At 43.9% G+C, this 2,724-nt stretch carries 4 protein-coding genes; 1 reads left to right on the top strand and 3 read right to left on the bottom strand.

Annotated features, from left to right (window positions below; all coding sequences use genetic code 11):
- Positions 1–113: 113 nt before the first annotated feature.
- Complete coding sequence (locus ACYTXL_RS28305; protein WP_461927543.1) at positions 114–410, bottom strand: type II toxin-antitoxin system HicB family antitoxin; 297 nt, start codon at positions 408–410, stop codon at positions 114–116.
- Between the two features lie 398 nt (positions 411–808).
- Between ACYTXL_RS28305 and ACYTXL_RS28300 the strand changes: the two genes are divergently transcribed.
- Positions 809–1,009 carry a hypothetical protein gene (locus tag ACYTXL_RS28300; protein WP_461927542.1) on the top strand — a complete coding sequence of 67 codons (201 nt, stop codon included), beginning with the start codon at positions 809–811 and terminating at the stop codon, positions 1,007–1,009.
- Positions 1,010–1,011: 2 nt separating this feature from the next.
- On the opposite strand, the gene ACYTXL_RS28295 is transcribed toward ACYTXL_RS28300, so the two are convergent.
- Together ACYTXL_RS28295 and cdaA are read right to left on the bottom strand one after the other, a co-directional pair.
- Positions 1,012–1,761, bottom strand: a complete 750-nt coding sequence (locus ACYTXL_RS28295) for an isoprenyl transferase (protein WP_461927541.1) — start codon at positions 1,759–1,761, stop codon at positions 1,012–1,014.
- The gene (gene cdaA / locus ACYTXL_RS28290; RefSeq protein WP_461927540.1) at positions 1,758–2,681 is read right to left on the bottom strand and encodes a diadenylate cyclase CdaA; all 924 of its coding nucleotides are present in this window, start codon (positions 2,679–2,681) and stop codon (positions 1,758–1,760) included. Before cdaA ends, ACYTXL_RS28295 begins: the two co-directional genes overlap by 4 nt.
- Positions 2,682–2,724: the final 43 nt, after the last annotated feature.

Below are 2,724 nucleotides of genomic sequence, written 5' to 3'. Positions count from 1 at the left end.
TCTGTCAAGTATTTTTTCTAGGCAGTCTCTCATGCTTATTTTGTTTGATTTGTCAAGTTCACATTATACCAAATTAGATGAGCTTACCCTGGGTTAATCCCCCAAGTTTGGTATTAAGCCGCATCCTTTTTCAAAGCAAGAGAGATTCCGTCTAATTCAGGTAAATTATGCCTTAACTGTAGTCCGAAAACAATCCACTCTTCCAAAGATTGTTTTAACTCTTTTCTGCAAGCTTCCAGTGTAGAGGCATTCGCATATAACCCTTGCAATTCAGGTACTTCTGCATAAAAAGTACCATCTTCTAAAATTTCATAGTTTGCTCTGTGCAAAGCTGCTTGAATATACTCTGTCAGCATTTGGAGATTTTGTACAAAACTACCTATATTACTAAATTGTAAGCTAAAAATCAAAGTTTAAATTGGCGATCGCTATTCCTAAGCACTCACCTACTACTGTTTAGGAACGCTTGCAGAAGTAGAAGAAAACTACGCAGAGGCGAGGATTCATTTACAGACAGCGTTGGAGATATATGTTGAATATAACCAAGAATATTGGGGGGCGATCGCACCGGAGGCGTTAGAGAGCAATAGGACTTACGCATAAGAGATCCCTCAACCCCCTTAAAAAGTTGGCTCTTTAAGATCCCCCCCCTTAAAAAGGGGGGTTAGGGGGGATCGAAGTTTCAGGTTTTGAGTGCGTAAGTCCTGAGCAAAACTAAATAGCTAAATTCCTATCTAAATTTATTTATTCTTGATTGTCATGATCAACAACCTATTCCTTCCCAGAAAGACTCTATATAAACTAAGATATGCGATGCCCTTCTCTACGAGACCCTTCTCTACGAGACCCTTCTCTACGAGACGCTGCGCGAACGGCAAGCTCAGGGCATCGCGCTGCGCGTAGCTTGCTTCCACGAAGTGGTACGGCGCAGGCTCAGACCTGCGGCGGTAAACTACGCGCCTTTAATGCTGAATTACTTCTTAACTCAGTACTCTTAACTCCTCACTGATTTTACACTTTCCCAAACCGTCGATCCCGTTGCTGGTAGGCACACAAGGCGCGGTGAAACTCAGCACGGTCAAAATCAGGCCAGAGAGTATCGGTGATGTAAATTTCCCCATAAGCCATTTGCCAGAGAAGGAAATTTGAGAGGCGCATTTCTCCACTTGTGCGGATTAACAAATCTGGGTCAGTAATTCCTGCTGTGTACAAGTGGCTCTCAAACAGATGTTCATCAATTTCATCAGGTTGTAGCAGACCTTGCTGAACTTGCTTTGCGATCGCCTGACAAGCTTGTAAAATTTCCTGCCGTCCGCCATAATTAGTTGCTACCGAAAACTGGATACCGCGATTATCCTTAGTTTCTTCCATTGAACGGGATATTTCTTGTTGGAGCGATCGTGGCAGGTCTTGCAAATTTCCCACAAACTTAATTTGGACATTCTCTTCGACCATTTCCCGCAGTTCTTGGCGCAAAACTCTTTGAAACAGAGTCATCAAAAAATCCACCTCTTCCTGCGGTCTTTTCCAGTTCTCTGTCGAGAAAGCATAAGCTGTCAGCGCTTGAATTCCCCAATCTTGACAACAGCGAAGTAAATCCTTAAGAGCATCGACTCCTCGCTTATGACCCATAATCCGGGGTAGACCCTGACGTTTAGCCCATCGACCATTGCCATCCATAATCACCGCAACGTGCTGCGGCAATAGTTCTCGTTTTAAGTCAGTAGGTAAATCTTGCAGTTTAGTTTGTTGTGCTGTCATTTTTTATCTCGAGAAGCGGTCGATGGTAATCTGAGTAAACGTGAAACCAGTGCTAGTGTTTTCCTACCTATTTGATGAACAAAACTCAACAGACCAGGAGCAACAGCTTCCCTATCCACGGTTGGGGACAAAAGATCCTCTAATGACTCTTTCAGCTTCTTAATCGTCAGTGGTCTATTTAGGATTCCCCGTTCCGCTAAAGAAATGGAACCCGTTTCTTCAGATACAACGACACAAATGCAATTTTCGACGCGCTCAGTAATTCCCATTGCCGCCCGGTGGCGTGTTCCCAACTGGCGCGAGGCTGTCCGTCCCGAAAGTGGTAAAATTATACCCGATGACACAATCCGTGAGCCGCGAATCAATGTCGCTCCATCGTGTAACAAAGTTTTCGGCTGAAAAATTGTCTGGATAAGTTCCTTAGAAACCTCAGCATTTAGCTTTACTCCTGGCACAGAAAAATCTCGCTCATCAATTTGCCCTGTGGTTTCCAAAATTAGTAAAGCTCCAATGCGGTTTTTTGATAATTCTTTAACAGCCTCAACAATTTCATCAATTACACTATCAGATTTGGGGATTGCCAAACGGTCGGGTTGAAACAGCTGACGGAATTCGCCACGCCCCAGTTGCTCCAAAAAGCGTCGAAACTCAGACTGGAGAGCAACTGCCATCGCTACAGCACAACCAATCACCAACTTTTCTAGTACAAAACTTAGCAGAGGTAGTCCTAATTTGCCACTTATTGTTGAGGCTAGCATTAAGATAATAAACCCCCGCACCATCCACAATGTCCGGCGCTCACTAATGATAACTAGGATCATATATGTCAGCGCCAGCACTAACACAATATCCAGAGTCCCAAGTAGCAAGGACTGTGACCATCCCAGGTTTATCAGCCATTGCTTCCACCAATCTCTCATGACATCTGGATTACACTTTTGCCTCTAATTACAGTTAGTCATT

The organism is Nostoc sp. (genome assembly GCF_054880495.1).
This window is presented reverse-complemented; position numbering and strand designations above follow the sequence as displayed.

Excerpts from the sequence above, each read along its gene's own strand:
- ACYTXL_RS28300 (WP_461927542.1), top strand. The coding sequence starts at position 809 with ATGCGATGCCCTTCTCTACGAGACCCTTCTCTACGAGACCCTTCTCTA.
- ACYTXL_RS28295 (WP_461927541.1), bottom strand. The coding sequence starts at position 1,761 with ATGACAGCACAACAAACTAAACTGCAAGATTTACCTACTGACTTAAAA.
- cdaA (WP_461927540.1), bottom strand. The coding sequence starts at position 2,681 with ATGAGAGATTGGTGGAAGCAATGGCTGATAAACCTGGGATGGTCACAG.